Here is a 25,689-nt window from a genome sequence, read left to right as displayed (position 1 = left end):
CGGCTTACTCAGACCGTCTGAGCAGACTGCCTGCTCAGACAGTCTGCTCGGGCGGCCTGCTCGGGCGGCCTGCTCAGGCAGCCTGGTTCGGGACCTTGAGGTGCTGGGACAGCCACTCCAGCGAGGACGGCAGCAGCGCGCTCCAGGTCTCGAAGTTGTGGCCGCCGTTCTCCAACATGCTGTAGGAGACCTTCATCGGGGACTGCACGGCGTCGACGAAGGCCTCGGTGTCGCGCCGGTAGTCGCCGTCGCCCTTCTTGGTGCCGGCCAGCAGCACGGACACCTTGGGCTGCGGCAGGTTCTTCAACCGCCACATCAGGTTGGCCTCGTCACGACGCTGCTTGCTGCCGCCGAACAGGTCGCCCGTGGTCGGGTCGTCGGCGGCGTCGTAGTAGGCGGAGAGCGCGACGGCGGTCGGAAAGACGTCCGGGTGGCGCATGGCCAGCTTGAGGGCGCAGTAGCCGCCGGTCGAGTTGCCCATGAAGGCCCAGGCCTGCGGGTCGGAGGAGACCCGGAAGCTCGCCTGGATCGCTGAGGGGACGTCCTTGGTGAAGTACGTGTCGGACTGCGCGCCGCCCGGGATGTCCTCGCACTCGGTGTCCTGCGGCAGGGCCGGCGAGGGGCGCATCAGCACCATGACGGTCGGCTGCATCTTGCCGTCCTGGAGCAACTTGAGCGCTGCGCCCGGGTAGTTGAACCGGGTGATCAGGTTCTCGGCGATCCCGGGGAAGCCGGTGCTGACGATCACCGCCGGGAACTGCCGCTGCGCGTACTCCGGTTGGAAGTACTGCGGCGGCAGGAAGACGTACCCCTCGGTGGACAGCCGGCTGGCCGCGCCGTCGATCCGCACCTTGCGGATCTCACCGGACTGGCTGGGCTCGCGGCCCATCGCGCCGCCGCCCTTGACGGAGGCGTGGCCGATCGTCTCCACGAGCAGCCGGCCGGACGCGTCCGCCTTGTTGTGGATCACCACCGGGCCGGTGTCACCGGTGCCCAGCAGGTCGTCCCAACTGCTGTAGAAGGCGAAGTAGTTGTTCGCCACCAGGCCGAGCGCGGCCAGCACCGCGAGCTGGGTGGCGAGCAGGGAGCCGATCCGGCCGAGCACCGCCTGCCAGGTCTGCTTGGCGAGTCTTGGCCACAGCCAGACCGTGCCGGCCGTCATCACGACGGCGATCAATACGGCCAGCGCCAACACCTTGTGGCTCGTCAGACCCATGTCCTACTTGCTCCCACGCCTCGAACTCCCCGCCCCCTCCGTCCAGGACATCCGAGGTGGTCACCCCGGTTCCCCCACCGGGGCGCGCGATCACCCACCCTAACGGGGCCGGGGAGGAGGAACAGGTGACAGATGACAGCCGACAGATAACAGATAACAGATAACAGATAACGAAATCTGTCAGCTGTTATCTGTTCGCGGCCGGGCGGGCTCAGCCCTCCCGCCCGTAGAGCCGCAGCCCCGCCGTGAGTTCGCGCATGCAGCGCGCACCGAGCTCCCGCGGGGAGCCCGGGCCGGTCGTGGGCGCGTCCGAGGCGGCCCATTCCTCCAGCGCGACCCGGATCGCGGCCGTCGCCGCAGCGGCGGCCAGTCGGATCTCCAGCGGGCTGGTGCCGCCCGGGCAACGCGCCGCGAGGACCGCCCGCAGCCGCTCCTCGGAGTCGGCGTGGACGCGCTGCCACGTGCCGTCGAGGCGCGGGTCGCGCAGCAGGCTTCGCGTCCACTCCATCGCCTCGACCGCCTCCTCGTCGGGCGGGGTCAGCGAGGCGACCGCCGAGCGCTCCAGCGCCTCGCGCAGCGGCAGGTCGGCCGGGGCCTCGGCGAACTGGTCGACCCAGCGACGCCCGCCGGCCGCCAGCAGCGGCGCGACGGCGTCCTCCTTGACGGAGAAGTACCGGTAGAAGGTGCGCAGCGAGATGCCGGCCGCGAGGGCGATCTCCTCGGCGGTGGTCGCCTCGGCCCCGCGCTCGGCGAAGAGTGCGGCGGCGGTACGGGCGATGTCCAGCCGGGTGGCGTCGCGGCGGCGCTGATTCAGGGTGGGGCGTCCGGTCACAGGGTCAGCGTACGCGGGCCGGTGCCAATGTGGCGTGTTGCGCCGAAGTGACACACAGAGGACTTATTGGCACGTTATGCCATGAGGGCGTACCGTGCCTCTTGAGGTCGAGAGGCCACGCACGAACGAACGGAGTACCACCATGGAGCGCTTCAGCGGACGGAACGTCCTGATCACCGGCGGCGGCTCTGGCATCGGCCAGGCCACCGTGCACCGGATCCTCGCCGAGGGAGGGAAGGTCGTCGCCGTCGACGTCGACGAGGACGGCCTGAAGACGACCCTGGACCGCGCGACCGCCGACGGCACCGCGGACCGCCTGGCCATCCAGGTCCTGGACATCTCGGACGAGGCGGCCGTCGTCACCGGCGTCGCGGCGGCGATCACGGACCTCGGCGGGCTGGACGCCCTGGTCAACGCGGCCGGCATCCTCCGCTCCTCGCACACCCACGAGACCAGCCTGGAGTTCTGGAACAAGCTCCTCGCGGTCAACCTGACCGGCACCTTCCTGATGACCCGCGAGGCGCTCCCCGCGCTGCTCGCGGGCGGCAGGGGCGTGGTGGTCAACTTCAGCTCCACCTCGGCGAGCTTCGCCCACCCCTACATGGCCGCGTACGCCGCGACCAAGGGCGGCATCCAGTCCTTCACCCACGCCATCGCCTCCGAGTACGCGAAGCAGGGCCTGCGTGCGGTCTGCGTCGCGCCGGGCAGCATCGACAGCGGCATGACCCACAACCCCGGGCTGCCCGCCGACGCCGACTTCAGCCTGCTCGCCAAGCTCGCCCCGGCCCTCGGCCAGGGCTTCGCGGGTCCGGAGACGGTGGCCGGGGTGATCGCGATGCTGGCCTCCGACGACGGCGCGTTCGTCACCGGCACCGAGCTCCGCATCGACGGCGGCACTCACATGTGAGCCGCCGGACGGCCGTACGACGGCGGGGCCCCGGTCACTCCCCCCCCCGGTGACACGGGCCTCGCCGTCGCGTCGCGGACGGCGGGGCCGGGCTCGTGGCGGCGGGCCGGGCTCACGAAGGGCCGCCCGGGTCAGCCGAGGCCGCCGTTGCGGGCCGCGGCGAGAACGGCGGCGGCCCGGTCGGCGGTGTCGCCGTCCACCCGCTCGGCCGTGATCAGGACCCGGAAGTACAGCGGCGCGGCGAGGTTCTTGATGACCTCGGCCGGGTCGGTGCCGGGTGGCAGCTGCTCGCCTTCGGCGCGTTCGCGGCCGTCGAGCGGGTGGCGGGGTGGATCGGCGGGTGACCGGTCCGTCCGGCCGTCAGCTGCAACCGTCAGCGCAGCGGCTTCGCCATCACGAGCTCCCGGGAGACCCCGCCGGCGAGCGGCCCGCCGGGCCCGCCGGGCTCGGTGAGCGCGGTGAAGCCGTGCCGGCGGTAGAGCGTGATCGCGGGTTCGTTGCCTGGGAGCACCGCGAGGCGCAGCGTGCTGCCGCCGGATGCGCGGGCCCAGCGCTCGACCTCCTCCAGCAGGCGGTCGGCGACGCCCCTGCCGCGTGCCTTCGGTCCGACCCACACCGAGCGCAACTCCCGTACGCCGCCGGCTCCGGGGAGACCGTCAGCGAGGCCGACGGGGCGTGGCGTCCGGACCGTCCGGACCGTCCAGCAGCGCCGCGACGTGGTGGGCGCCCGGAAGGTGCAACCGGGCGCGCCACCGTTCCTCGCCGCCGTGGTGCCAGTCCGCCAGGCGGGCCTTGAAGGCGTGCGGCGCGTCGGAGAGGGCGGCGAGGCGCAGGTCGCGCCAGAGCGGCCAGTCGTCGGTCGTGAGGATGCGCAGGGTCACCATGGCCGTCACGGTAGGGCGTGGGCGGCGGGCCTTCACCGAGGACCCGGGTTCGGCCTGCGGCCGGTCGAGACCGGGGCGGGCCGAGCGGGGACGGCTCAGGGCGTGCGCCACTCGGTGGCGAAGGCGGCGGCCGGGTTGGCGGTGAGGAGGAGGCCGGGCAGTTCGGGGCCGAAGGTGCGGGCGAGCCGTGGGGCGAGGTCGTTGAGCAGTGCGGTCGGGCCGTCGGCCCGACGGGCGGTGCGGGTGGTGGTGTCGGCGCCGAGGAGGAGTCGGGAGGCGTGGCCGGCCTCGACGAGGTCGGCGATGACGTCGAAGGCCTGGTGGTCGGCCGGGTGGCCGGCCCGGGAGGGGCTGTCCAGCGCGAAGTAGACGCCTTCCGCAGCGAGTTCGCGGTGCACCCGCACATCCGGCAGCCGGGTGAGGTGACCGAGGATGATCCGGTGGGGCGGGACGCCGTGTCGAACGTGCAGCCGGTTCAGGACGAGGTGCGGGTCGGCTCGGGGTTCGAGGTGGACGGCGATCGGGGCACCGGTGGCGTGGTGCGCGTCGGCGGCCGCGGCCATCACCCGGCGGGTGTGCGCCGTGGTGGCCCCGGGGTCGCAGGCGATCTTGATCAGGCCCGCCCGGACGGCCTCGGGCGACGCGGGTGCTTCGGGGGCCTCGGCGGCTACGGGCGGTCCAGGCAGCTCGGTGGCCGGTTCGGCCGTCAGCCCGGTGGTGAGTTCGGCGGTGAAGCGCTCGGCCAGCCCGTCGTACACGGCAGGGAGGGTGTCCGGGTCGTAGTGGGCCGCCTGGTGCAGGCCGGTGGCGGCGACGACGTGGACTCCGGTCGCACGGGAGAGCTTCGCGAGGGAGTCCGCTCCGCGACCCATGCCGTACGGGGTCCACTGGACGAACGACCGTCCGCCGGCCGCCGCGAAGGCGCGCAGGACACCCTCGGCGGCGGCCGGGTCGTCCAGTTCCTCGCCGGGGAGCAGGGGGCTACGGATGAAGAGGTGGTCGTGGGAGTCGGTGGCACCGAGTTCCGCGGGGTCGAGGTCACCGAGGACGGTACGGATCGCGGGGGTCATGCCCGGTCCGCCTCGGTCGGGGATGCGGGGGTCGGGGTCGCGGGGGTCGGGGACGTCTCGGTCGGGGATACCTCGGTCGGGGATACCTCGGCGAAGGTGGCGGTGGCGACCCGCAGACCGGCCAAAGCCTTGGGGACGCCGACGTAGGGGGCGAGGTGGACGATGACCTCGGTGATCTCCTCCCTGGTCAGGCCAATCCGCAGACTGTTGCGGACGTGGTCGGCGAGCTGCGGCTCCACGCCGCCGAGGGCGGTGAGCGCGGCCAGGTTGGCCACCTGCCGGTCGCGCAGGGCGAGACCGGGGCGCTGGTAGGTGCCGCCGAAGAGACTGGTGACGATCCAGTCGGGGAAACCGGGTGCGAGCCCGTCCAGGCCGCCGAGGGTCGCGGCGGCGACCGGGCCGGCGAGGTCGGCGAGCAGGGCGTAGCCGGCTTCGCGGTCGAGCGGCGCGGGGGTCAGGTCGGCCGGTGTCATCGGGGCGGGGGCCGGGACGGCGGGGGCGGTCGCGGGGGTGACGGGGGCGGTCGCGGAGGCGGGCGTGGGGCTGGTCATGGGAGTGGCGAAACCTTTCACCAGTGCCGGCCGCCAGGCAGCCGGTCGAGTTCGGGACGGGACAGGTGCAGCACCTGGTAGCGGCTGCCCGGCACGTCGTCCGGGGCCGGGCCGTGCCAGAGGGCGAAGCGGACCAGCTCCCAGCGGCTCGGGTCCACCGCGACGGCGGCGGTGTGCAGAGCGGGGTGCGCGGGGAACTCGGCGAGGGCCCGTTCGACCGCCTCGGCGGGATCGTCGGACTCGGGGAGCCTGACGGTGTGGCGGGTAGCCGTGGTCGTGGTCGTGGTCGTGGTCGTGGTCGTGGTCACGATCGAGGTCGAAGTCGAAGTCGAAGTCGAAGTCGCCGGAGCGTCCGGCACGGCGCCGTGGGCCAGACCGGCGCCGAGCCAGTGACGGACGACCGGGCGGCCGAAGTCGGCGCTCAGGCCGCGGAAGCCCGGTCCCCAGAGGAAGCTGTTCATGCCCTCGACGGTGCGCCAGAGGTAGAACGGCGCGTACTGGTTGACGGGCGACCCGTCGCGGCCCCGCTCACGGACCAGGTACGCCTTGAGCCCGAGGCCCGGGTGTGCATCGAGCAGATGGCCCTTGTCGGCGACGCGCTTGCGGATGATCCCCAGGTCGTAGTCGGCGGGGAGGGTGATCTCGTACTGCATGGCGTGCACGGCGGGTCTCCTCGGTCGGATCGTCGAGCGGGCGTCGCTCGGCCACGCGGTCACGCGCTCGGTCACGCGGTCACACGGTCACTCGGTCAGTCGGTCACGCGGCCGCTCAGCCGTGCGCGGCGCGGGTCAGGCGGCGCGTTGGGCGGCGAGCAGGCCGAGGGCGCCGCGTACGGCCTGATCAAAGGGCTCGGCCCGGCCGGCCGCGCGGGCCAGAACGTAGCCGCCCTGGACGACGGCGACCACGGCAGCGGCGGTGTCGGCCGGGTCGACACCGGGGGCGAGCTCGCCCGCCGCCTGGCCCTCGGCCACCAACTCGGCGATCCGGGCGCGCAGCCAGTCGAAGGTCTCCTCGACGGGGGCGCGCAGTTCGGGGTCGGCGATGACGTCCGGGTCCTGGGCCATCCGGCCGATCCGGCAGCCGCGCAGCACGTCGCGGTCGCGGCGCAGGTAGGCGGCGATGCGGTCGTACGCGCTGCCGGGGGCGGACAGGTCGGCGGCGGCGACTCCCCGCAGCTGCTCGGCACTGCGGCGGAGTGCGGCGGCGGCGAGGTCGGGCTTGCCGGCGAAGTGGTGGTACATGCTGCCCTGGCCGACTCCGGCGTGCTGCTGGATGGCCTTGGGGCTGGTGCCGACGTAGCCGCGCTCCCAGAGGAGTGCCTGGGTGCTCTCGATGAGGCGGTCCTGGGTGGTCATGCGAACCACTGTACATACCAGTAGGTACAGAAGCCAGGGATTGCCCGGCCCGACGCGGACGCGAGACGGACCGACGCGGTCCGCGCCGGGGACGAGGCGGGCGGACGGGTCCGCGCCGGGGACGACTGAGGGCCGTGCGCCGCCCCCCGGCGGCCACGGCCCCTCGCCCGCTCGTCTCCCCCTCCCCGACCGGCGGCACTCCACCGCGGCCGGTGGCGCGCGTCACGTCGGGCGGGCGCTCACGGAAGCTCGCGCCTGACCACCGGGGCTACCTCCGCCGCGAACAGCTCCAACTGCTCCCGCTGCGCCCCTTCCGTCAGAGCGTCGACTCCGATCCCGACCACCTCGTTGCCGAAGGCCTCGTGATAGCGGTGGATCTTCTCGATCACCTGCTGCGGGCTTCCGACCAGGGCCGAACCGTGCTCCAGCGCGTCCTCCAGCGAGGTGAACGGCGACTTGTTGTGCCGGCCGGCCGCCGAACCGAACATCGCGTCCCAGTACGGACGGAAACCCTCTACCGCGTCCTGCGAGCGCTTGGCGACGTACAGCCCGCCGAAGCTCGCGCCCACCCTGGCCTCCCTCGGGTCGCGCCCGTAGTGCGCCCAGCGCTCGCGGTAGTGCTCCACCAGGGAGCGGTACTTGGCCAGCGGGTGGAAGGAGTTGGCGGAGAAGAGCGGATCACCGTAGCGGGCGGCCAGGTCGGTGGACTGGGTGCTGGTCGCGCTGCCGTGCCACACCGGGATCGGGTCCTGCAACGGGCGCGGCGCGACGGCCGCGTCCTTGAGCGGCGGGCGGGTCGAGCCCTCCCAGGTCACCGTCTCCTCGCGCCAGAGCCGGCGCAACAGGTCGTAGTTCTCGGCGAGCGCGTCCCACTGGCGCTCCTCGGGCAGGCCGAACAGGTCGAAGTGCCGCGGGTCGTTGCCCTTGCCGATGATCAACTCGACCCTGCCTCCGGAGAGCTGGTCGAGCAGGGCGTAGTCCTCGGCGACCCGGACCGGATCCAGGATGCTCAGCACCGTCACCGTGGTGAACAGCCGGATGGTGGAGGTGCGGGCCGCTATCGCGCTGAGCAACACCGGCGGCGCCGGGGAGAGGAACGGTTCACCGTGCCGCTCCCCCACGCCGTAGCCGTCGTAACCGAGTTGCTCGGCCACGACCGCCTGGTCGATGACGTTCCACAGCTTCTCCTGCGGGGTGCGCTGGACGCCGGTCACGGGATCGGGTCCGTTGGCGACGAGGGACGAGACGGTGAACCGCACGGCGGTCTCCTTGGGGGCGCTCGATGGGGCCTCGGCGCGACGCCCTGACCCGAGGCGCGGGCAGGGCTGCCGAGGAGGGGTGGCGGCGGCCCGCGCGGAACGCCCCGGTACGGGCTGCGCTCACGCGGGCGGCACCGGGAGGGGATCGCGGCGGAGCGGCTCTGGGGCGGCGTCAGCGCGAGGTGCGGCGGCGGCGACGACAACAGCGGGGCGCGGCGGTCACGGGTGCGGTCGCGGTTGGGGTCGCGGGTGCGGTCACAGCCTGGACGGTCATCGCGACTCCCCCTTCGCCTCGCACGCGTACGATCCTCCGCGAGCATAAGCACCGGTCAGAAACGGGGCAAGGGCTTGATCCGCCCGCGGCGACTGGCAAGATGTCCGGCATGAGCTACCTCGCCGCGGATGACCGCTATGCCTCGATGACCTACCGCAAGGCCGGACGCAGCGGCGTTCAGCTGCCGGCCGTCTCCCTCGGCCTCTGGCACAACTTCGGTGACGCCCAGCCGCTGGAGGTCCAGCGGGCGGTACTGCGCCGCGCCTTCGACCGGGGGATCACCCACTTCGACCTCGCGAACAACTACGGTCCGCCGTACGGCAGCGCCGAGCGCAACTTCGGCTACCTGTTCGCCCAGGACTTCCGCCCGTACCGCGACGAGCTGTTCATCGCCAGCAAGGCCGGCTGGGACATGTGGCCCGGCCCGTACGGCAACGGCGGCAGCCGCAAGTACCTGCTGGCCAGCCTGGACCAGTCGCTGGGCCGGATGGGGCTGGACTACGTCGACGTCTTCTACTCCCACCGCTACGACCCGGACACCCCGCTCGAGGAGACGATGGGCGCGCTGGACAGCGCGGTGCGCTCGGGCAAGGCTCTGTACGCGTCGATCTCCAACTACCCGGCGGAGCAGCACCGGGAGGCGGTGGCGATCCTGCGCGAGCTGGGCACGCCGGTGCTGCTGAACCAGTCGGCGTACTCGATCCTCAACCGGTACGTGGAGGAGGGCGTGCTGGACGCGGTGGGCGAGACCCGGACCAGCCTCATCGCCTACTCGCCGCTCGCCCAGGGCCTGCTGACGGATCGCTACCTGTCGGGTGAGGTGCCGGCCGGTTCGCGGATGTCGGTCGGGCGGTTCCTGACCGAGGAGGCGCTCAGCGGGCCGAAGCTGGAGCAGCTGCGGGCACTCAACAAGGTCGCCGAGCGGCGCGGGCAGACGCTGGCGCAGCTCGCGCTGTGCTGGGTCCTGCGGGACCCGCGGGTGGTCTCGGTGATCATCGGGGCGAGCAGCGTCGCCCAGCTGGACCAGAACATCGACGCGCTCGCGGGCGGTCCGCTGACCGCGGAGGAGCTGGCGGAGATCGACCGACTCAGCCTCTGAGCGGGGAGGGGGCGGGCGGGGCTTGCCGGCGGAACGGGCGAACAACTGACAGCTGACAGATTTCATCATCTGTCAGCTGTCAGTTGTCGACTGTCAGCTGTCAGCTGTCAGCTGTCAGCGGCGGATGCCCAAGGCGGGCAGTACCGTTTCTGCAACCCGGTGGGCCTCCTCCAGCAGGGGGTTGCCGGAGAGGATGAAGGTGTCGACGCCCAACGACTCGAACTCCTGCAACCGCTCGACCACCTGAGCAGTCGAGCCGACCACCGCCGTACCGGGGCCGGGGCGGAACAGGCTCATTCCCGGCCAGAGGTTCGGGTAGGCCTCCAACTCCCGGGCCCGTGCGGGCACCTTGCCGCCGTGCTGGCGGAACTGCCGCTGCCAGCCGACCCCGTCCTCCCCCTTGGCGCCGCCCAGTTGACGGGCGTACGTGGCCTCGCTGGTGACGTCGAGCAGGCGGTCGGCGGCCGCCCAGGCCTCATCCTCGGTGTCGCGGACGATCAGGTGCAGCCGCAGCCCGATCCGCAGGGTCCGGCCGTGGGCGGCGGCCCGCGCCCGGACCAGGTCCAGCTTCTCCTTGAGCAGGTGCGGCGGCTCGCCCCAGGTCAGGTAGACGTCCACGTGCTCGGCCGCCATCTCGATGCCGGCCGCCGAACTGCCGCCGAACCAGAGCGGGATGCCGCCGGGCTGGACCGGCGCCAGCTCCCTCAGGCTCGCGCCCGCGTTCTTCAGATCGTAGAACTCGCCCTTGTGGTCGAAGACTTCGCCGGCCGTCAGGCGCTTGACGATCGACCAGTACTCGGCGCTGAGCCGGTAGCGGTCGTCGTGCTCGACGTCCAGTCCGTACTCGCGCAGTTGCGCGGTCGAGCCGTTGACCACGTTGAACCGCAGTCGGCCGCCGTGCATCCGGTCGAAGCTGAGCGCCATCTTGGCCAGCAGGGTGGGCGAGACCAGCCCCGGGTGGACGGCCAGCAGCGGCTTGAACGCCGGGGTGGTGGCGGCCGCGAGCGCGCTGCCGAGCGTCCACACGTCGTAGAGGTCGGTCGCGAGCAGGGCGCCGGTGTAGCCCAACCGCTCGACGCTTCCCGCCAGTTGCTGCAGGTAGCGGAGATCCACCGGGCGGCGTCCGGCCGGCTCCCACGGGTAGTGGCCCTCGCGCGGGATGATGTACCAGAGGACTTCGGAGGCCATGGTTCAGGCCGCCTTGGCGAGCGCGGCGGCCACCGGGGCCTCCAGCTCGGGCAGATGGGCGTCGGAGACGGTCAGTGCCCGGTCGATGAACCCGACCCCGTGGAAGATGTCCGCGGCCTCCTGCTGCTCGGCGATGAACCCGGCGGTGGCGGGCTCCAGTTGCCACGGCAGTGCGGCCAGCGCCGCCTGCCAGTCGACGGCCGAGCCGCCCAGTTGCTCCGCCGCGATCGCAGCCGCCTCGGCCGGGTGGGCGGCCACCCAGGCGTCGGCCCGGCGCAGCGCGGCGGCGATCGCGGCGACCACCTCGGGGCGCTCGGCCGCGAAGTCCCGGCGGGTGAAGAACACCGAGCGGTCGGTGATGACGTCGCCGGTGCGGACCAGCTCCCGGAAGCCCCCGCTCCGGCGGGCGGCGGCCAGTTCGGCGCCCTGGGCGATCCACCCCGCGATCTCGCCGTCGCGCAGCCGCTGGGCCTGGTCCTCGCCGGCCGCCGGGCGCACCGGGGTGACGTCCTCGGCATACGAAAGTCCCTGCGCGTGCAGGGCCTTGGCGAGCAGATGGGTCTGCCAGGATCCGATGCCCAGCACGACGGTGCCGCCCTTGAGGTCCGCCACCGCCTGGACCGGGCCGCCGTCCAGCACCAGCAGAGCGCCGTGGTCGGGCCGGGGTGCGGAGACCGCCGCGTACACCAGGTCGTGGCCGGCCGCCTGGGCGGTGACCGGCGGGGTCGAGCCCGTCCCGCCGAAGTCGATGGTGCCGTCGGCGAGCAGCGCACCGGTGCGGGTGCCGTCGGCGTAGTGGTGGAAGGCGCCGGTCTCGCCGAGCGGGGCCAGTTCCTCGTCCAGGTAGGGCAGTCGGGCGAGGTAGTAGAGCGAGGGGTTGCTGGCGTGGACGCCGAGGGTCACGGTCATCTGTTCAACTCCGGTGGTGCGGGCTGGCGTTATCGAGGACGGTTCGGTGGGGCCGATTACGGGTCAGTGGACGCCGAGGTCGGCCAGCAGTCGGCGGCGCAGGTCGGCGAAGGCCGGGTCTGCGGGGTCGCGGGGGTGGTCGACGGCGACCGGCTCGTCGCGCACGAGCAGGCCGTCGCGCAGGACGGCGACGCGGTCGGCGAGCCGGACGGCCTCCTCCACGTCGTGGGTGACCAGCAGCACGGCGGGGCGGTGGCGGCGGACGAGGTCACCGACCAGGTCCTGCATGCGCAGTCGGGTGAGCGCGTCCAGTGCGGCGAACGGCTCGTCGAGCAGCAGCAGTTGGGGTTCACGGACGAGGGCCCTGGCGAGGGCGACGCGCTGCGCCTCGCCGCCCGAGAGGGTGGCCGGCCAGGCGTCGGCGTGCTTGTCCAGGCCGACCTCGGCGAGCGCCTTGAGTCCGGTCTCCCGCGTGGCGGCGCCGCGTGGCAGGCCGACCGTGACGTTGGCCAACACCCGCTTGGACGGCACGAGTCGGGGCTCCTGGAAGACCACCGTACGCACCGGCGGGACGAGTACGGTGCCCTCGTCGGCCCGGTCGAGCGCGCCGAGGATGCGCAGCAGGGTGGTCTTGCCGGTGCCGCTGGCGCCCAGCAGCGCGACGAACTCGCCCCGGGCGATGGAGAGGTCGACGCCGTCGAGGACGGCCCGGGTGCCGAACACCCGCCGCAGGCCCCGCAGGTGGACGGCCGGAGCGGCGGTCGCGGGCGCGGCAGTCGCAGGCGCGGAGGTCTCGGAGGTAGCGGAGGTAGCGGTGCTCATCGGGCTGCCCCCTGGACGGCCTGGCGCCACGGCATCAGGAGGCGTTCCAGGACCCGGACGACCGCGTCGGCGGTGAGGCCGAGCAACCCGTAGATCAGGATGCAGACGGCGAGGATGTCGGTGCGCGAGTAGTTCTGTGCCTGGGCCATCAAGTATCCGATCCCCTCGGTGGAGTTGATCTCCTCGGCGGCGATCAGGGCGATCACGCTGAGCGTCATCGACAGCCGCAGGCCGGACAGCAGGGCGGGCAGCGCGCCGGGCAGGACGACGGTGCGCACGATGGCCCAGCGGCCGAGCCCGAAGCTTCGCATCGCCTCGACCAGCTTGCGGTCGGTGTTGCGGACGCCGCCGGAGGCGGACACGTACATCGGGAAGCTGGTGGCGACGCCGATCAGGGCGACCTTCGCGGTCTCGGTGATGCCGAACCACACCATGAACAGCGGGACCAGCGCCAGGAACGGGACGGTGCGCAGCACCTGGATCGCGGAGTCGAGCAGTTCCTCGCCGAGCCGGGTGAAGCCGGTGACCACGCCGAGCACCAGACCGGTGGTCGCGCCGAAGAACAGGCCGAGGCCGGCCCGGGTGAGGGAGACCCCGAGGGCATCGGCGAGCTGGCCGTTGCCCCACAACTCGCCGACGGCTTCGGCGACCTGGGCGGGTGAGGCGAGGACGTCCTGGGTGAGGGCGCCGGTGGCGGAGGCGAGCGCCCAGCCGCCGAGCAGGGCGAGCGGGCCCAGGGTGCGCAGGATCACGGCCAGGGCGCGCGGGCGGGGTCGCTGCCGCCTGGTGTGCGGGGTGACGAGTCCGGAGTCGAGGGCGGTTCGGGTCTCGTCGGTGGCGCGTTCGGGGGCGGCGGTGGTCACTTGGCACCGTCCCCGAGCTTGTTGATGTCGATCAGGTACGGCTTGACGTCCACGAGTTGCTTGGTGACCTTCTGGTCGGCGAAGAACCGGGCGACGGTGCCGAAGCGGGCGGTGTCGGCGTCGGAGATGGCCTCCGCGGCGGCGCCCTGCCCGCTGACGTTCACCGCGATGTCCTTCTCGGCGGGGGTGACAGCGGTCGGGCCGGAGTCGGTGAAGACGTTGAGGTAGGCGGCCGGGTCCGCCTTCTCCTTGAGGCCGTTCTCGCGCAGGTAGGTGTAGAAGGTCTTGACCACCTCGGGGTGCTTGTCGGCGAAGCCGTTGCGGACGGCCCAGACGGCGTAGTTGTCGGAGCCGACCTCCTTGCCGTTGGCCAGGAAGTGCGCCCCGGCGTTGGCGATGGTGGGCGTGGAGAAGGTGTTCCAGGTCGCCCAGGCGTCCACCTGGCCGGAGTTGAAGACACCTGCCGTCTGGTCGGCGCGCAGGTAGACCCGTTCGACCTTGTCGGCCGGGACGCCGTTCTTCTCCAGCGCCTTGAGCAGCAGGTACTCACTGGTGCCGCCCTGGGAGACGGCGACCTTGCGGCCGACCAGGTCCTGGACGGACTTGATGGGCGAGTCGTTCTTCACCAGGATCCCTTCGCCGACGCCGTCGGGCGCGGTCTGGGCGAACAGCTTGAAGCCTGGCTTCTGGGCGAGCGCGGCGACGGCCGAGGTGATCGAGCCCTGGGCGACGTCCAGTTGGTCGGCGGACAGGGCCTGTGCGGCCGGGGCGAACGGGCCCGCGCTGCCGGTCCAGGCGACCTTGGCGTGGACGGCGGCCAGAGCCTTGTCCAGCGAGCCGTCCTTCTTGCCGCGGGCGAGGAACCCGTTGTTTCCGGGGTCGGGCAGGCGGAGCACCACGTCGGCCTTTCCACCGGCCCCGCCGTCGGCGGAGGCCTTGGCCCCGTCGGCGGACGAGCCGCAGGCGGCCAGTGCGGTGGAGGCGAGCAGCGCGGTGGCGGCGAGGGCGAGGCGGGGGGTCTTCACGGGGTCTCCAAGCGAAGGACAGCTGACAAGTGACAACTTTCGAAATCTGTTATCTGAAATCTGTCTGCTGAAATCTGTTAGTTGTGATCTGTCAGCCGGCGGCCGACGGCGCTCAGCCGCCCACCGCGGCGCGGCGGCGTTCGCGCAGCAGCTCGTGGGCGGCGCGCAGTGGTTCCGGGTCGGCCCAGCCGGGGATGTCGACCGGGGAGGCGAGGAATCCCCGTTCCCCGAGGAAACGTTCCTGCTGCGCCAGCAGCTCCAGGCGCTCCGCCGAGAGGTCCAGGTGCAGGGTGCGGTGGCTGCCCGGCGCGTACGCCCCGGCCACGCCCTCGGCGCCCGCGCCGGTCTCGGCCCGCAGGATCCGCACCACCTCCGCCGGGTGCTCGGCCGCCCAGTCGGCGGCCTCCAGCAGAACGGCGAGGAAGCGGGCGACCAGCTCCGGCTGCTCGTCCAGCAGTTGCTGGTGGACGGTGACCGGCCGGGGCGTCCCGTTGTTGACCCGGGCCCGGCGGTCCGGCACCGCGTCCAGCTCCACGGCCACCTCCGCCCCGACCCGGCGGGCCGCCTCGACGGCGAGCGCCCCCTTCACGTACACGGCGTCCACCACCCCGTCCCGCAGCGCGGCCAGCTCGCCGGCCCACTGCCCGCCGGCGGGCAGGCCCGGGACGTCGACCAGCTCGGCGTCGTCCAGCGTGAGCCCGGCGAGGCCGAGGGCGCCACGGAAGCCGGCCAGGGCCATCGCCCGCCAGAAGTCGATGCCGATGTCATGATGTGGGACCGCCAGCCGCAACCCGCGCAGGTCGCCGGGGCCGGTGATGCCGCTGCCGGCCCGGACCAGGACCACCTGGCGCTCCTCGATCCAGGTGAGGCCGACCAGCCGGGTCCGCTCGCCGCGCGAACGGGCCCACAGCGCCGGGACGTTGCCGCCCTCGCGGAACAGTCCGGTGAGCGCGTGGGTGTAGTGGTGGTCCGCGGCCACCTCCGGCGGGGCGTCCTGGAGCGAGCGGACGGCGATCCCGTCGGCTGCGAACTCGCGGGCGAGCCAACCCTGGTCGGCGGCGATCCCGGTGGCGGTGGGCACCGGACAGCGGGTGAACCAGAGGGTGTCGGGGGCACTGGGGGAAAGGCTGGGGGAAAGGCTGGGCACGGGGTGTGGTCCTCTGCGGAGGGGCGGGTTCGGCGGGCGCCGGAAGGCTACGGGTCTGGGCACGCCGCGAGGGTCACGGAGCCCACGACGTCGGGGAGTTGCGCGAGATGGCGAGTCGGGCGAGGCGGGCGGGTCGGGCGAGGCCGTGAGTCGCGCGAGGCGGGGAACGCCGGACGGTGCGGCGCGAGGGAAGCGTCAGCGACAACACGCGCAGGAGGCGGGGCACCGGTGGATCGTCACGGCGTCGCTCCTTCCTGCGGGTCGGGGTTGCGGGTGGTGCGCCGGGCGGCGGGCGTCCGGCGCGATGTGAGGAGCGTTCCACGACGATCGAGCCGGAGGCAAGGTTTTGCCACATGGTGGGATCACTTGTTCATCAACGCCATTCCATTGCAACGTCGTCGACACAATCCCGCAGCACTCGCTGCCCTACGCTGAGACTCCTCCCGGCGATCCAGCCGGATTCCCGAACCGAAACGCGAGGTGCCATGGCCGAGGCCGCCACCGCCGTCCAGGGCCCGCCGGCCGGTGCGCAGGCCGTCCAGCGTGCGCTGGGGCTGCTGCACTGCTTCCACGACAACGGCCCCGACCTGAGCGCCTCCGACCTGGCCCGCCGGATGGACCTCTCGGTCTCCACCGCGCACCGGCTGGCCCGGACGCTGGTCAGCGCCGGCTTCCTGGAGCAGGACGAGCAGACCGCGCGCTACCGGCTCGGCCCGGCGGTCGCCGAACTCGGCCAGCTCACCTTCCACCAGCGCGGACTGCACCTGGCCGCACCCGAGTTGGACAGGCTGTCCCGACGCACCGGTGCGACCGCGGACCTCGCGATCCGCAGCGGTCCGCACGCGGTCATCCTGGTGGGGGCCTCCGTCCGCCCGGACACCGGCCTCGGGCTGCGCCGGCCGCTGCACTCCACGGCGCTCGGCAAGGTGCTGCTGGCCTGGCCGCGCCCGGGCGAGCCGGCGGTGTCGGCGCTCGGCCCGCTGCCGTCGTTCACCGACCGGACGATCACCGAACCGGCGCTGCTCGACGAGGAGTTGGCGAAGGTCCGGAGCTCCGGGTACGCGCTCAACGACGGCGAGTCGGCCGCCGGGGTGCGGACGGTGGCCGCGCCCGTCCTGGACGGCACCGGGCAGGCCCGGTTCGCGCTGGCCGTCCGCTCGACCCCGGCGCACCTGACCGACGACCGCCTGGACTGGTTCCTGGGCCACGCCCGCACCTGCGCCGACGCGCTCGCCGTCCTGCTGCTGCCGCCCGACCAGCGTGCCTGACGTCACGTCACAATGCCTCAGCGGGCTGCCCGTTCCACGAGGTCACGGGCAACCCGCCGCGGCAGGAGGTTCAGTGGCCGATCAGCCGGCCGGGGTGTACTTGTAGCCGACCCGACGGACCGTCACGATCGTGTCGCGGTAGCCCGGTCCGAGCTTGCGGCGCAGCCGGGCGACGTGCACGTCGACCGTGCGGCCGTCGCCGACGTGGCCGTAACCCCAGACCGCCGAGACCAGGTGGTCCCGGGTGTGCACCCGCTGCGGGTGCTCGGTGAGGTGGGCGAGCAGCTCGAACTCCAGGTAGGTGAGGTCGAGCAGCCGCCCGTCGACGTAGGCGTTGCGCCGCTCGGCGTCGACGGCGATGCCGCGCCCGGCCGGACGGACCGGACGGACACCGGCCTGTGCGGGCACACTGACGGGCGCACCGACGTGCTGCGCAGCCGAGGGCCCGCCGAGGGACGCGCCGGGCACCGCCGCCACCGGACTGTCAGCCGGCACGAGCACCAGGTACCCGACCATCGGGTTCCCGGTACCGGCGCCGAACTGCGTGCCGTACTGGGCGAGCAGACCCTGCGGCAGCGCGCCCTGCGGCAGGGCCGCGACGACGGTCGCGCCCTCGGGCAGCGCGGCGAGCAGGGCAGCCGGCGCGGCCGGGAGGACCGCGCCCGGCTGGGGTGCGGCGCCCGCGCCCGCCGGACGGGACGGGGCCACGTGGGAGGACCGGACCGCTCCCCCGGGCCATCGCTCGGCGGCCGGCGAGCCGTGCGACAGCGGGGAGGCGGAGGAACCCGGCGCGCCGGAGAGGCCGGACCCGGCCGGGACGACGCCGGGGACGGAGCGGACCGCGCGCAGGTGCGGGGTCGCGGAAGGCAGGGGCAGGGTGGCCGTGGATGAAGAAGACATGGTGTGCCGCTCATTTCGCGCGTGACGGACGGGGTGGAGTCGTCTGCGCGTCGACCGGGCGTACTGCCGGGCTGATCCGGAATCAGCCTGCGGAGGGCCGGGACGCGCTGGGCGAGCCCGGACACGTCTGATCGAACAGGTGCGGCTGCCGGGACGGCCAGAACGGCTCAAGGTCGAGGCGACCCTGGTGGCTGTCCCCGGCGCGGTTCGCACGCCCGTTCCACCGCCTGGCCGGTCCACCGTCGCACAGCGCGGAGGCCGCCCCGGTCGAACGGGGACGGCCGGCGATGCCGGGGGCTGGGCTGGTGCAGGCGATGTTCACTGGTGGTCTCTCCGCGAGGCGGGTCCGGATCGGCGGTCGCGGGCACACCGGATGGGGCGGGTCCGCTACGGCCTGGTCGACGGGATTGGCGGTGCGTCAGACGGCGGCCGGGTGGGCCGGGATCGTCGGGGACGTACCGGGAAGGGGCCGGCCGGTCACCGACAACAGGCGCTGCAGATCAGCGCCTGGTCGATGTAGCGGCGGACGGTGAGCACCGGCGTGACGGGGGCGGGATCGGTCGTGGCGCGTCGCTGGCCGACGGTCATCCTGCTGCCCTCCCCCTTGCTCTGCACAATGGCGCGTCGTCGTCGATGCGCGCCTTCGTGAACGGAACGTTTCCGGCCCTCCCGACGGCATGGCCGGGCGGCTTTCGTGCCCAGAGCCTTCCACGCCGGGCCGGTCTAGGCAACCTTCGGCACACCGAACGTCCGGGATGCGGACAACCGAATGAGACGTCGGGTGGCTCGGAGGCTCTGTGAAGCCTCTGTGCGGGTGCAGTGCCGAACCGGGGGCACGGTGTCGTCAGACCGGGTCGCGGCGGCGCCGGGCCCGGGGTACGGCGGCGTCAGGTCCGGGCCGGGGCGCGGTGGCGACGGGCGGCGGCGTGCTCGACGAGCGCGACCAGGAGTTCCTTCCCGTCCTCCCGCAGGCGTGCGTCACACAGCAGCACGGGAATGTCCGGGTCGAGGTCGAGCGCGTCGCGGACCTCGTCCGGGGAGAACCGCTCGGTGCCGTCGAAGCAGTTCACCGCGACCACGAACGGGATGCCGCGCTGCTCGAAGAAGTCGACCGAGGGGAAGCAGTCGGCCAGCCGCCGGGTGTCCGCGAGCACCAGTGCGCCGAGCGCGCCGCGGGCCAACTCGTCCCAGACGAACCAGAACCGGTCCTGCCCGGGCGTGCCGAACAGGTACAGCGCGAGTCCGGGCCGCAGGTCGATCCGGCCGAAGTCCATCGCCACGGTGGTGGTGCGTTTCGCCTCCACGCCCGAGGTGTCGTCCACCGGGCGGCCCAGCTCGCTGAGCTCCTCCTCGGTGCGCAGCGGCCGGATCTCGCTCACCGAGCCGACCAGCGTGGTCTTGCCCGCGCCGAAGCCGCCCGCGACGAGGATCTTCACCGCGACGGCCGGGCCGCCGCGCCAGCGCGGGTCGTTGGCGCGACCGCCGGAGCCGTGGCCGACGGGGGTGCCGGGAGTGCCGGGAGTGCCGGGAGTGCCGGGAGTGCCGGGAGTGCCGGGAGTGCCGGGAGTGCCGGGAGTGCCGGGAGTGCCGCCACCAGAGGTACCGCCGGCGGCGGCGCGGCCGTCGTGGTCAGAGCGCACGGAGTCCATTGATCACGTCTCGCAGCAGGCGCTCGTCCGGCAGCTCGGCGAGCGGAACGGGTCGGGTGACGCTGATCAGCTCGGCGTCGTAGAGGTCGCCGAGCAGCACCCGGACGACGCTGACCGGCAGGTCGGTGTAGGAGCCGAGTTCGGCGACGGACAGCGGCTCGCGGCGGCACCAGGCCAGGAGGGTCTGGTGCTCCGGGTCGAGGACGTGCGCCGGCACGGCCCCCGCGTTCGGCCCGGGCTCGGCGGCGGTGATCAGCGAGATCAGGTCGAACAGGCCGTCCTCGACCGGCCGGGTGCGGCCGCGGGTCATCGAGTAGAGCCGCACGACCGGGCCGGCCTCGTCGTCGAACCAGCGGTCGTCGGCAGGGGCACGCGGGTGGAGCAGGTCGGACTCGGCCCCGTCCTGGCCCATCTGCTCCGCCACCTCCCCTCCCGTCCCGGCCGTCCCGGCCGAGCCGCCCGGCCCGGGCCGCCCCGCCGCCTCAGCCTTCGGATCCGCCATCGGACCGCTCATCTCCCCGGCGGCGCGGCTTCGGTGCGCGGCTCGGCGGCCAGGTGCTCGCCGACCCGCTTGACCAGCAGCGCCATCTCGTAGGCGATCTGGCCGATGTCGGCCTCGGCCTCGCTCAGCACGGCCAGGCAGCTGCCGTCACCGGCCGCCGTGATGAACAGGAACGCCTCGTCCAGTTCCACCATCGTCTGGCGGACCCCGCCGACCTTGAAGTGCCCGCCGGCGCCCTTGGCCAGGCTGTGGAATCCGGCCGCGACGGCCGCCAGGTGCTCGGCGTCCTCGCGGTCGAGGTCGCGGGAGGCGCCGGTGGCCAGGCCGTCGCTGGAGAGGATCACGGCGTGCCGCAGGGCCGCGACGCGCCCCACCAGGTCGTCCAGGAGCCAGTTGAGGTCCCCGGACGGCTGCGTCGAAGTGGTCATGAATCAGTTCCTTCCGATGGAGCGGGTGGTGCAGGTGGTGCAGGTGGTGCTGTTGGTACAGGTGCTGCCGATGGTGCAGGTATTGCCCATGGTTCAGGTGTTGCCCATGGTTCAGGTGTTGCCCTTGATGCAGGTGGCACGGGTCGTGCCGTGGGTGCGGGCGCCGGGTTCCGCCGGACGGGCGGGCCGGACGGCACCCGACGGGCGAGCGGCGCCCGGGCACCGTCCGACGGCGCGGACAGCGCCGCCGGGGCGGGTGCCGGACTGATCGCCCGCCGGGTGGAGTCCGGCGGCTGCCAGACGGGTACGGCGGCGGGTCGGGCATTCGCCGGGGCCGACCCGGACGTGGCGGCGCCGCGCCCCCGGGTGAAGCCGCGCTGGAACGAGGCGAAGGTGGCCCGCGCCTCCTCGGGCGAGCGCTCACGCGCCCGCTCGGCCTCCTGGGCCTCCCGGGCCCGGCGGGCGGCGATCGCGGGCTCGTCCTCGGGCCCGTGGTCGGTCCGGTCCCGGAGGCGCTCCTTCAGCTGTTCCTTGAGCTGCGGCGCGAGGTTCGCCTGCCGGACCCGCCGGGGCAGCCCGCCCTCGGTCCGCGGGCCTGCGACCAACGGCGGGTCCGCGGGCGCGTCGAGGACGGGAGCGGCCGTGGTCGGCTCGTCCCGACGGTGGCGCCCCGTCCCCGCACCGTCCTCGGTGTCCCTGGGCGGCGCGGGCACCAGCACCGGCCCGCCCTTGGCCCGCGAGGCCCGTCGCGGCAGCCCGCCCGGCGTCCGGGCCGGCTCGGACGTGGACGGCCGGGGACCGCCGCTGCCCCGGTGTCGCTCGTCCTCCCCCGCAACGGAACCGGCCCCGGCCCCGGCAGCGGCAGCGGCCCGAGCCGAGCCCTCCGCCGTACCGCCACCGCCACCGCCACCGCCACCGCCACCGAGCGCGGGCACGGCGACCAGGTCGCGCTGTCCGCGCCGGACCGGGGCGGAGCGCCGACCGGTGGGCGGCGGCTCGGGCAGGCCGTCCGGCGCCTCGGCGAGCAGTTCGCGCGGGATCAGCACGACCGCCGTCGTCCCGCCGTACGGGGACGGGCGCAGGTGGACCCGGATGCCGTGCCGCCGGGCCAGCCGGCTGACCACGAACAGGCCCAGCCGGTCGGTGTCGGCGAGGTCGAACTCCTGCTCCACGGCTAGGCGTTCGTTGATGTCGGCGAGGAGTTGATCGCTCAGCCCGAGCCCGCGGTCGTCGATCTCCAGCGCGAATCCGTGTGCCACCACCTCACCCTGGACGGTGACTTGGGTGGTCGGCGGGGAGAAAACCGCGGCGTTCTCGACGAGTTCGGCGATCAGGTGGGTGACGTCCGCGACGGCGCTGCCGAGCAGGCCGGTGCCGGGGAACGGCCGGACGATCACCCGGGCGTAGTCCTCGACCTCGCCGACCGCCGCACGGACCACGTCCACCATCCGGACCGGCTTGCGCCAGGCGCGCCCGGGCGAGCCGCCGGCGAGGATGATCAGGCCCTCGGCGTGCCGCCGCATGCGCGTGGTGAGGTGGTCGACCTTGAAGAGGTCGGCCAACTCGGTCGGGTTCTCGGTGCGGCGCTCCATGGTGTCGAGCAGGGTGAGCTGGCGGTGCAGCAGCACCTGACTGCGCCGGGCCAGGTTGACGAACACCGCCGAGACGCCGCGCCGCAGTTCGGCCTGTTCGACGGCCGCCTCGACGGCGGCCCGCTGGACGGCGTTGAAGGCCTGGCCGACCTGGCCTATCTCGGCTGCCCCGAAGCTTAGTTCGGGCGCCTCGGCCGCGACGTCCACCGCCTCGCCCCGGCGCAGCCGCAGCATGACGGAGGGCAGCCGGGCGCCGGCCAGTTCGTTGGCCGCGTTGCGCAGCCCGATCAGTTCGCGGGCGAGGCCTCGCCCGATCCGGAAGGAGATCAGCACCGACAGGACGACCGCGACCAGGCCGATCGCGCCGGCGATGCCGCCCCGCCAGAGCATCCCGATCGCGGCGGACCGTTCGCGCTCGCCGATCCCGTTGGCGATCCGGGTGTTGATCGAGGTGAGGTCGCCGAGCGCCCGGTCGGCGGTCTCCCGCCAGGAGTCGCCGTTGATCGCCTGGGCGACCCGCTCGGGGCCGCCGGCGCCGACGAAGTCCGCTTCGGCGCGGGCCAGCGCGGCCCAGGCCTCGCCACCGCGCAGGGCGATGTAGTCGGACTGGTCGGCGGGTTCGAGTTCGGCGATGTAGACGGTGAACAGGGCCTGCTGGTTGTGCAGGGCGTCCAGGGCGATCTGGTACTGCTCGGCGGTGGGCTTGGCGGCGCCGCCGCGCAGGCCCTCCATCGCCGCGTCCTCCTGCGCCAGGTACTCGCGGGCGCGCACCAGCTCGATCAGGATGGTTCCCTGGCGCGGGAGTTGGCCGGTCTGCCGGGCGACGTAGGCGGACCGGAAGCCGAACACCGGCTTGACCAGGTCGCTGTACTGCCCCAGCGCGAACTCCCAGTTGAGCGCGGAGCGGCCGACCTGCGCGCGCAGCGGTCCGATCTGGTCGGCGGCGGCGATGATCTGCAGGAAGCGGCCGCGCTGGGAGCTGGAGAGCTTGCCGCCCGCGTGGTCCTTCTTCTGCCGCAGGACGTCGAGGCTGCGATCGGTGGCGGCCTTGGCGTGTTCGTAGGCGTCCGTGGCGACCTGCGAGTTCGGGACGGCCAGTCGCTGGACGGCCGCGCGGCGCTCGTTCTGCAGATCGTCGGCGTACTGGTCGACCGGGGTCCCGAACTCCTTGTACGTACGGCTGATCTCCAGCTGGCCCCAGACGTCTCCGGTGGTGGCGAAGGTCGCGTACACCCACAGCGCGGTGAGCGCGACGATGGGCACCAGGAGCAGCGCGATGATCTTCGCGCGGATCGAGCTGCTGCGCAGACGCATGGAGTCCTCGGTCGGGAAGTGCCAGGCGCGGACGGGGAGCGGTTCGGAGGAGCCGCGGGGCTCGGCCGGAAAAGGCTTGGGTAAGGGCTTCGGAAAGGGCTTCGGGTGCGGGCTTCGGAGATCGGCTTCGGGGCTGGTCGGCGTGGATGGTGCGTCGTCGGATCGGGCCTGGCCGGGAGGCCCCCGGTCGCAGGTCTGCGAGAGCCTACTACGCCCTGACCACTCGTTCGAGGGTCGAACCAGTCCACTTCCCCGGCTTGCCCCGCACACGTCAGGATCGGGCCCCGGTCACTGCGGGCTCGCGTCCGGATCATCCGCCGCCGCCCGGTTTGCCCGATCACCGAACGCACGCGGTTCCTCCCCGGCGGCGACACCTTCCGCAGGGACCGGTGCCGATCTCGTCGCGTCACGGTCACAACCCTGGGCAGTGACAGGCCGATCCGATAGTTTCGCTCCACCTGCGCGGCCCGGCACCGCCGCCACGGCCTCCGGCGCCGACACCGGTTCCGGCGCGGGCAGTGCCGCCGCGAGACGCCAACGGGGGGAATGTGCGCGAGTTCACCACCCCCGCCGTGGCCGGGCCCGAGGCCACCGGAGGACTCGCCGACTCGCTGTACGACACCGCCGAACGCACACCGGACCTGGTGCAGCTGGCCCGCCGCGTCGGCCCGCCGGGCCCCGCTGACTCCGCCGGCCCCGCTGGACCCGCCGAGCACCGGGACGGGCACCGGGACGAGTGGCGGGGCGTCACCGCACGGGAGTTCCGCGACGAGGTGCTCGCCCTCGCCAAGGGCCTGCTCACCCGGGGCGTGCGCTACGGCGACCGGGTCGCCCTGATGTCCCGCACCCGCTACGAGTGGACGCTGTTCGACTACGCGCTCTGGTCGATCGGCGCGATCACCGTCCCGGTCTACCCCACCGCGGCGGCCGAGCAGGTGCGCTGGATCCTCGCCGAGACCCAGGCGGTGGCCTGCCTGGTCGAGGACGAGGACGCCGCGATGACGGTCGGCGCGGTCTGCGACGCGCTGCCCGACCTCACCGGCATCTGGCAGCTGGACCGCGACTGCGTCGCCGCGATCACCGAGGACGGCCGTGACGTGCCCGACTCGCTCGTCCACCGCCAGCGGCTCGGCGTCACGGCCGGGAACGTCGCCACCGTCGTCTACACCTCGGGCACCACCGGCCGCCCCAAGGGCTGCCTGATCACCCACGCCAACCTGGCCGCCGAGGCCGACGCACTGCTCGGCGGCTGGCGGGAGGCCTTCCACGACACCGGCGGCGGACAGCCGTCCACCCTGCTGTTCCTGCCGCTGGCACACGTCTACGGGCGGGCCGTGCAGGTCGCGGCGTTCCGCGGCGGCTTCCGGATCGGACACGTCCCCGAGGTCTCCACCGACGCCCTGCTGCCCGCGATGGAGTCCTTCCGGCCGACCTTCCTGCACGTCGTCCCGTACGTCTTCGAGAAGGTCTTCCAGCAGGCCCGGCGGGCCGCCGAGGACGCCGGGCGCGGCGAACTCTTCGAACAGGCCCGGCAGGTGGCCGTCGACTGGGCCGCCGCCCGGGAGCAGAAGGCGTTCGGGCGCGGACCCGGGCCCAGCCCCAAGCTGCGGCTGCGGCACCTCGCCTACGAGCGGACCGTCTACCAGCGGCTGCGGGCCGTACTCGGCGGCCGGGTGCGCAGCGTGATGTGCGGCGGCTCCGCGCTGCGCCGCGAACTCGGCCTCTTCTTCACCGGCGCCGGCCTGCACCTGTACGAGGGCTACGGGCTGACCGAGACGTCCGCCGCGATCACCGCCAACCCGATCGGGCGGCAGAAGCTGGGCACGGTCGGGCACCCGCTGCCGGGCTCGTCGGTGGCCCTCGCCGACGACGGCGAGGTCTGGGTGCGCGGCGGCTCGGTCTTCGGCGGCTACCTCAACCACCCGCAGTGCACGGCGGAGTCCCTGATCGACGGCTGGTTCGGGACGGGCGACCTGGGCCGGCTGGACGAGGACGGCTACCTGACCATCACCGGCCGCAAGAAGGACCTGATCGTCACCAGCAGCGGCAAGAACCTGGCCCCGTCGGCGCTGGAGGAGCGGGTGGCCGCGCATCCGCTGGTATCCCAGTGCCTGGTGGTGGGCGACGACCGCCCGTACGTGGCCGCGCTGATCACGCTCGACCCGGCGGCGCTGGCGCACTGGTTGAAGACGCACGGGCTGGAGCAGCTGGACCCGTGGGCGGTGCTCGCGGACGAGCAGCTGCACACCGAGGTCCAGCGCGCGGTGGCGGCGGCGAACACGGCGGTGTCGCGGGCCGAGTCGATCCGCGCGTTCCGGCTGCTGCCCCGCGAGTTCAGCCAGGACCAGGGGCTGCTGACACCCTCCCTGAAGCTTCGCCGGGCGGCGATCGTCGAGTACTACGCCGATGACATCGCGGAGTTGTACGTCCCCTGACGGGTCGTCTTGTCCCTTTTGTGGCAGGTACGGTGGGCTTCGGTTCACCGGCCGTTCCCTTGACGGGCCGATTGGTCCAGTCCATTGTTTCTCCTCGGTCCGAGTGCGGCGCACCATCCGCTCCCGCCCCTCCGGGAGCACCCAGGTCCCGCGAGCCCGGTTCCAGGGGCCCGACCCAAGGCCCCGGTTCCAGGGTTCCG

At 73.3% G+C, this 25,689-nt stretch carries 23 protein-coding genes and 1 pseudogene; 5 read left to right on the top strand and 19 right to left on the bottom strand.

What is annotated here, in order from left to right; all coding sequences use genetic code 11:
- Positions 1-73 precede the first annotated feature (73 nt).
- Positions 74-1,216 carry an alpha/beta hydrolase-fold protein gene (locus AB0O19_RS01135; RefSeq protein ID WP_363616739.1) on the bottom strand — a complete coding sequence of 381 codons (1,143 nt, stop codon included), beginning with the start codon at positions 1,214-1,216 and terminating at the stop codon, positions 74-76.
- Positions 1,217-1,427: 211 nt separating this feature from the next.
- A complete protein-coding gene (locus AB0O19_RS01130; RefSeq protein ID WP_363616737.1) occupies positions 1,428-2,048 on the bottom strand; it encodes a TetR family transcriptional regulator in 621 nt (206 codons plus the stop codon).
- Positions 2,049-2,190: 142 nt separating this feature from the next.
- Between AB0O19_RS01130 and AB0O19_RS01125 the strand changes: the two genes are divergently transcribed.
- Together AB0O19_RS01125 and AB0O19_RS01120 are read left to right on the top strand one after the other, a co-directional pair.
- Positions 2,191-2,955 (top strand): SDR family oxidoreductase, encoded by a 765-nt coding sequence (locus tag AB0O19_RS01125; protein WP_363616735.1) that lies wholly within the window; start codon positions 2,191-2,193, stop codon positions 2,953-2,955.
- A gap of 95 nt (positions 2,956-3,050) precedes the next feature.
- Positions 3,051-3,299 carry a hypothetical protein gene (locus tag AB0O19_RS01120; protein ID WP_363616733.1) on the top strand — a complete coding sequence of 83 codons (249 nt, stop codon included), beginning with the start codon at positions 3,051-3,053 and terminating at the stop codon, positions 3,297-3,299.
- A gap of 29 nt (positions 3,300-3,328) precedes the next feature.
- Here AB0O19_RS01120 and AB0O19_RS01115 read toward each other — a convergent pair.
- The 6 genes and pseudogenes from AB0O19_RS01115 to AB0O19_RS01090 form a co-directional block, all read right to left on the bottom strand.
- A pseudogene (locus AB0O19_RS01115) lies at positions 3,329-3,839 on the bottom strand (GNAT family N-acetyltransferase).
- 95 nt (positions 3,840-3,934) lie between these two features.
- Positions 3,935-4,909, bottom strand: a complete 975-nt coding sequence (locus AB0O19_RS01110; RefSeq protein ID WP_363616731.1) for a phosphotriesterase — start codon at positions 4,907-4,909, stop codon at positions 3,935-3,937.
- Positions 4,906-5,460, bottom strand: a complete 555-nt coding sequence (locus AB0O19_RS01105) for a carboxymuconolactone decarboxylase family protein (RefSeq protein ID WP_363616729.1) — start codon at positions 5,458-5,460, stop codon at positions 4,906-4,908. Before AB0O19_RS01105 ends, AB0O19_RS01110 begins: the two co-directional genes overlap by 4 nt.
- Before the next feature lie 17 nt (positions 5,461-5,477).
- Positions 5,478-6,122 carry a DUF4865 family protein gene (locus AB0O19_RS01100; protein WP_363616727.1) on the bottom strand — a complete coding sequence of 215 codons (645 nt, stop codon included), beginning with the start codon at positions 6,120-6,122 and terminating at the stop codon, positions 5,478-5,480.
- Between the two features lie 126 nt (positions 6,123-6,248).
- Entirely contained in the window at positions 6,249-6,815 is a 567-nt protein-coding gene (locus AB0O19_RS01095) for a TetR/AcrR family transcriptional regulator (RefSeq protein ID WP_363616725.1), read from the bottom strand.
- A 239-nt stretch (positions 6,816-7,054) separates the two neighbouring features.
- Entirely contained in the window at positions 7,055-8,074 is a 1,020-nt protein-coding gene (locus tag AB0O19_RS01090; RefSeq protein WP_363616723.1) for an LLM class flavin-dependent oxidoreductase, read from the bottom strand.
- A 383-nt stretch (positions 8,075-8,457) separates the two neighbouring features.
- Here AB0O19_RS01090 and AB0O19_RS01085 point away from each other — a divergent pair, with 383 nt between their 5' ends.
- Positions 8,458-9,447, top strand: coding sequence for an aldo/keto reductase (locus AB0O19_RS01085; protein ID WP_363616721.1), 990 nt, complete (start codon positions 8,458-8,460; stop codon positions 9,445-9,447).
- A 114-nt stretch (positions 9,448-9,561) separates the two neighbouring features.
- Here the strand turns inward: AB0O19_RS01085 and AB0O19_RS01080 are convergent, their stop codons facing one another.
- From AB0O19_RS01080 to AB0O19_RS01055, 6 genes are all read right to left on the bottom strand, one after another.
- Positions 9,562-10,635: an LLM class flavin-dependent oxidoreductase gene (locus tag AB0O19_RS01080; protein ID WP_363616719.1), complete on the bottom strand. Its 1,074-nt coding sequence runs from the start codon at positions 10,633-10,635 to the stop codon at positions 9,562-9,564.
- Between the two features lie 3 nt (positions 10,636-10,638).
- Complete coding sequence (locus AB0O19_RS01075) at positions 10,639-11,544, bottom strand: ABC transporter substrate-binding protein (RefSeq protein ID WP_363616717.1); 906 nt, start codon at positions 11,542-11,544, stop codon at positions 10,639-10,641.
- Between the two features lie 63 nt (positions 11,545-11,607).
- Positions 11,608-12,366 (bottom strand): ABC transporter ATP-binding protein, encoded by a 759-nt coding sequence (locus tag AB0O19_RS01070; RefSeq protein ID WP_363616715.1) that lies wholly within the window; start codon positions 12,364-12,366, stop codon positions 11,608-11,610.
- Entirely contained in the window at positions 12,363-13,229 is an 867-nt protein-coding gene (locus AB0O19_RS01065) for an ABC transporter permease (RefSeq protein WP_363616713.1), read from the bottom strand. Before AB0O19_RS01065 ends, AB0O19_RS01070 begins: the two co-directional genes overlap by 4 nt.
- Entirely contained in the window at positions 13,226-14,254 is a 1,029-nt protein-coding gene (locus tag AB0O19_RS01060; protein WP_363616711.1) for an NrtA/SsuA/CpmA family ABC transporter substrate-binding protein, read from the bottom strand. Before AB0O19_RS01060 ends, AB0O19_RS01065 begins: the two co-directional genes overlap by 4 nt.
- A gap of 112 nt (positions 14,255-14,366) precedes the next feature.
- Positions 14,367-15,401, bottom strand: coding sequence for an ABC transporter substrate-binding protein (locus tag AB0O19_RS01055; protein ID WP_363616709.1), 1,035 nt, complete (start codon positions 15,399-15,401; stop codon positions 14,367-14,369).
- Positions 15,402-15,886: 485 nt separating this feature from the next.
- Between AB0O19_RS01055 and AB0O19_RS01050 the strand changes: the two genes are divergently transcribed.
- A complete protein-coding gene (locus AB0O19_RS01050; RefSeq protein WP_363616707.1) occupies positions 15,887-16,669 on the top strand; it encodes an IclR family transcriptional regulator in 783 nt (260 codons plus the stop codon).
- Positions 16,670-16,750: 81 nt separating this feature from the next.
- On the opposite strand, the gene AB0O19_RS01045 is transcribed toward AB0O19_RS01050, so the two are convergent.
- The 5 genes from AB0O19_RS01045 to AB0O19_RS01025 all read right to left on the bottom strand — a co-directional run bounded on the left by AB0O19_RS01045 (position 16,751) and on the right by AB0O19_RS01025 (position 23,054).
- Positions 16,751-17,377 (bottom strand): winged helix-turn-helix domain-containing protein, encoded by a 627-nt coding sequence (locus AB0O19_RS01045; RefSeq protein ID WP_363617019.1) that lies wholly within the window; start codon positions 17,375-17,377, stop codon positions 16,751-16,753.
- Positions 17,378-18,456: 1,079 nt separating this feature from the next.
- A complete protein-coding gene (locus AB0O19_RS01040; protein ID WP_350875683.1) occupies positions 18,457-19,005 on the bottom strand; it encodes an ATP/GTP-binding protein in 549 nt (182 codons plus the stop codon).
- A 193-nt stretch (positions 19,006-19,198) separates the two neighbouring features.
- Positions 19,199-19,720 (bottom strand): DUF742 domain-containing protein, encoded by a 522-nt coding sequence (locus AB0O19_RS01035; RefSeq protein ID WP_363616705.1) that lies wholly within the window; start codon positions 19,718-19,720, stop codon positions 19,199-19,201.
- A gap of 8 nt (positions 19,721-19,728) precedes the next feature.
- A complete protein-coding gene (locus AB0O19_RS01030) occupies positions 19,729-20,148 on the bottom strand; it encodes a roadblock/LC7 domain-containing protein (RefSeq protein WP_063349983.1) in 420 nt (139 codons plus the stop codon).
- Positions 20,145-23,054 carry a nitrate- and nitrite sensing domain-containing protein gene (locus tag AB0O19_RS01025; RefSeq protein WP_363616703.1) on the bottom strand — a complete coding sequence of 970 codons (2,910 nt, stop codon included), beginning with the start codon at positions 23,052-23,054 and terminating at the stop codon, positions 20,145-20,147. Before AB0O19_RS01025 ends, AB0O19_RS01030 begins: the two co-directional genes overlap by 4 nt.
- Before the next feature lie 548 nt (positions 23,055-23,602).
- On the opposite strand from AB0O19_RS01025, the gene AB0O19_RS01020 reads away from it, so the two are divergent.
- On the top strand, positions 23,603-25,489 hold the full coding sequence (locus AB0O19_RS01020) for an AMP-dependent synthetase/ligase (protein ID WP_363616701.1): 1,887 nt from the start codon (positions 23,603-23,605) through the stop codon (positions 25,487-25,489).
- Positions 25,490-25,689 lie beyond the last annotated feature (200 nt).

The organism is Kitasatospora sp. NPDC091276 (assembly GCF_040684355.1).
In the GTDB taxonomy this organism is placed as follows: domain Bacteria; phylum Actinomycetota; class Actinomycetes; order Streptomycetales; family Streptomycetaceae; genus Kitasatospora.
This window is presented reverse-complemented; position numbering and strand designations above follow the sequence as displayed.

Coding starts and splice junctions, on each gene's coding strand:
- AB0O19_RS01135 (WP_363616739.1), bottom strand. CDS start 1,216: ATGGGTCTGACGAGCCACAAGGTGTTGGCGCTGGCCGTATTGATCGCC.
- AB0O19_RS01125 (WP_363616735.1), top strand. CDS start 2,191: ATGGAGCGCTTCAGCGGACGGAACGTCCTGATCACCGGCGGCGGCTCT.
- AB0O19_RS01110 (WP_363616731.1), bottom strand. CDS start 4,909: ATGACCCCCGCGATCCGTACCGTCCTCGGTGACCTCGACCCCGCGGAA.
- AB0O19_RS01105 (WP_363616729.1), bottom strand. CDS start 5,460: ATGACCAGCCCCACGCCCGCCTCCGCGACCGCCCCCGTCACCCCCGCG.
- AB0O19_RS01095 (WP_363616725.1), bottom strand. CDS start 6,815: ATGACCACCCAGGACCGCCTCATCGAGAGCACCCAGGCACTCCTCTGG.
- AB0O19_RS01085 (WP_363616721.1), top strand. CDS start 8,458: ATGAGCTACCTCGCCGCGGATGACCGCTATGCCTCGATGACCTACCGC.
- AB0O19_RS01080 (WP_363616719.1), bottom strand. CDS start 10,635: ATGGCCTCCGAAGTCCTCTGGTACATCATCCCGCGCGAGGGCCACTAC.
- AB0O19_RS01075 (WP_363616717.1), bottom strand. CDS start 11,544: ATGACCGTGACCCTCGGCGTCCACGCCAGCAACCCCTCGCTCTACTAC.
- AB0O19_RS01070 (WP_363616715.1), bottom strand. CDS start 12,366: ATGAGCACCGCTACCTCCGCTACCTCCGAGACCTCCGCGCCTGCGACT.
- AB0O19_RS01050 (WP_363616707.1), top strand. CDS start 15,887: ATGGCCGAGGCCGCCACCGCCGTCCAGGGCCCGCCGGCCGGTGCGCAG.
- AB0O19_RS01035 (WP_363616705.1), bottom strand. CDS start 19,720: ATGGCGGATCCGAAGGCTGAGGCGGCGGGGCGGCCCGGGCCGGGCGGC.
- AB0O19_RS01030 (WP_063349983.1), bottom strand. CDS start 20,148: ATGACCACTTCGACGCAGCCGTCCGGGGACCTCAACTGGCTCCTGGAC.
- AB0O19_RS01025 (WP_363616703.1), bottom strand. CDS start 23,054: ATGCGTCTGCGCAGCAGCTCGATCCGCGCGAAGATCATCGCGCTGCTC.